This window comes from Cupriavidus phytohabitans, assembly GCF_000426345.1.
Lineage (GTDB): Bacteria > Pseudomonadota > Gammaproteobacteria > Burkholderiales > Burkholderiaceae > Cupriavidus.
This window is the reverse complement of the sequence record NZ_AUFE01000216.1, coordinates 1-1,791: the sequence shown is the minus strand read 5'-3', so window position 1 is coordinate 1,791 and position 1,791 is coordinate 1. Positions and strand designations below refer to the sequence as shown.

General features: G+C 60.5%; 1 protein-coding gene and 1 pseudogene. Both read left to right on the top strand.

The window, feature by feature from the left end:
• The first annotated feature begins 860 nt into the window (after positions 1-860).
• Positions 861-1,118: a hypothetical protein gene (locus K309_RS41355; RefSeq protein WP_084402724.1), complete on the top strand. Its 258-nt coding sequence runs from the start codon at positions 861-863 to the stop codon at positions 1,116-1,118.
• Between the two features lie 258 nt (positions 1,119-1,376).
• A pseudogene (locus K309_RS43690) lies at positions 1,377-1,667 on the top strand (translesion DNA synthesis-associated protein ImuA); the annotation flags it as partial.
• Between the last annotated feature and the right edge of the window lie 124 nt (positions 1,668-1,791).

Sequence of the window (1,791 nt, the reverse complement as noted above, 5' to 3'; positions counted from 1 at the left end):
ACTCAGCCCACATGCCGCAGTCGTTTGATGAGGGCCCAGAATCCTCCGCCTTTCAGTCACGCTGAGCTCTCAGACTGAATTTTTCAGGTCCGACTGAAAAGCCCCCTACTAATTAGAGGGATGTGAAAAAGTCAGCGCGCATGTGAGTATTGCCTCGCCGGCACTGCGAGCACCCGGCACCGCTCCAAGCCCTCGACCACCCCGGCCGAGGGCTTTTTTCTTTTCGGACAGTGCCTGACCGACAACGGTTCGGTCGTAGAGCACGCCGGTGGAGTAACCGGAAGACCTGTCCCAGCTGGGAAGAGGCGATCTGCGCAGGCGCCGATCAGGCCAAGCGGGAAAGGTCGAACTGCTGATCCACGGCAGGGACGGGTAGATCCGAGAGCGAAACTCCTACGGAAACCGTCCGCGCGACATCCCGGGTGGATGGCATGGCCAGCCGGCTGTCGGCGGCCCCGTGAAGCCGATCTGCTGTGCGAACGAAAGACCATCCCGGGCGACGCCGGCTGCCACGACGAGAACAGCGATCCCCTCATAAAGGGGATATGAATGTCTATACATTCCCAAGAGAATCACTCGCGTCGTGAATTGACCCCTCGCGACGTCTCTTACCCGCAGCCCGCCGTTGTGCGGGCTCTTTTTATCGGGCCAGCCTGTTTTACCTTCGGTCACCTCCGAATGGGGGGATGCGTGCATATGACACCCATGTGTCGATATCAGCGACAGGTCTGCGAATACTGTGAGCGCCACAGCCCCTCGACCAATCGGCTAGGGCTCTTATTATTTGTCGGACGGCGTCTGATACCGGCGCGATTCCTTCTGGACTATCAAAAGAACATAAGCTCTGCAAGGAGTCCATCATGCAACCGGGGATTGAAGCGCCACGCAGCATTGGGGAAGATCTCCAAGACCTAGACGAGACAGAACTGGCTATCGAACGCTTGGAGAGGCGCATTGAAGCCCAAGAAGTGCGGATTGCCCAATTGAAGAGGGATGGCATCGACTGTTCAACCGCCCAACAGATCCGAGCCAACATGCACCAAAGTCTAAGCGAACTCCTCAAACACCGTTCACTTGTTCAGCATGCGCTCGCTTATCGCAAACGACGAAGTGCATGAAGCCTGCACGGGCGTCCGGATTACGCAGGACTACGAATACAAGCGGATCCAGGCAGTCTGCGAACCATACGGCACGTGCGGCCACGATGACGAAGATCGGACCTGAACTGGCACAACGAAATGTGCGCATATGAGCGCCTGCACGGTAATCCAACCAGCATGTCCTCAGCGCAGTCCGGCCAATTCCGGTTCCTTACACTCCCGCCAGGAGAGTCGATACTGTATAAATATACAGTACACTGTTGGGAGGAGTTCGCCATGCTATCCGTTGCCCCAGAAACCATCCATCCCTCGCTCTGGCTCGCCTCGCAGCTAGCCCGCGGCTACGAGCGCGCCGTGTCGACTGGACATCCCTCGCTGGACCGCGAATTGCCCGGCGGCGGCTGGCCGATTGGCGGCCTGACGGAACTGCTCCAGTGCCAGCCGGGGATCGGTGAACTGCGCCTGCTCCGCCCTGCCCTGGCAGCCCGGTGCGGACGCCCGATCGCGCTGCTGACGCCCCCGCATGCCCCGCAAACGCTGGCGCTGGCCAACTGGGGCATCTGGCCAATGGCTGGCAACCGGCGACCGAGAAGCCCGTGCGGTCGCCACTGCCGGCGGCCCTGCCCCGTCCGACCTGGCTGCTCGGCAAGCCGGTACCGCTGCTTGAGCGCGACCACCGGCCGTTCTATGG

Bases quoted from the DNA above. Each gene is read 5' to 3' on its own strand.
- K309_RS41355 (WP_084402724.1), top strand. From the start codon at position 861: ATGCAACCGGGGATTGAAGCGCCACGCAGCATTGGGGAAGATCTCCAA.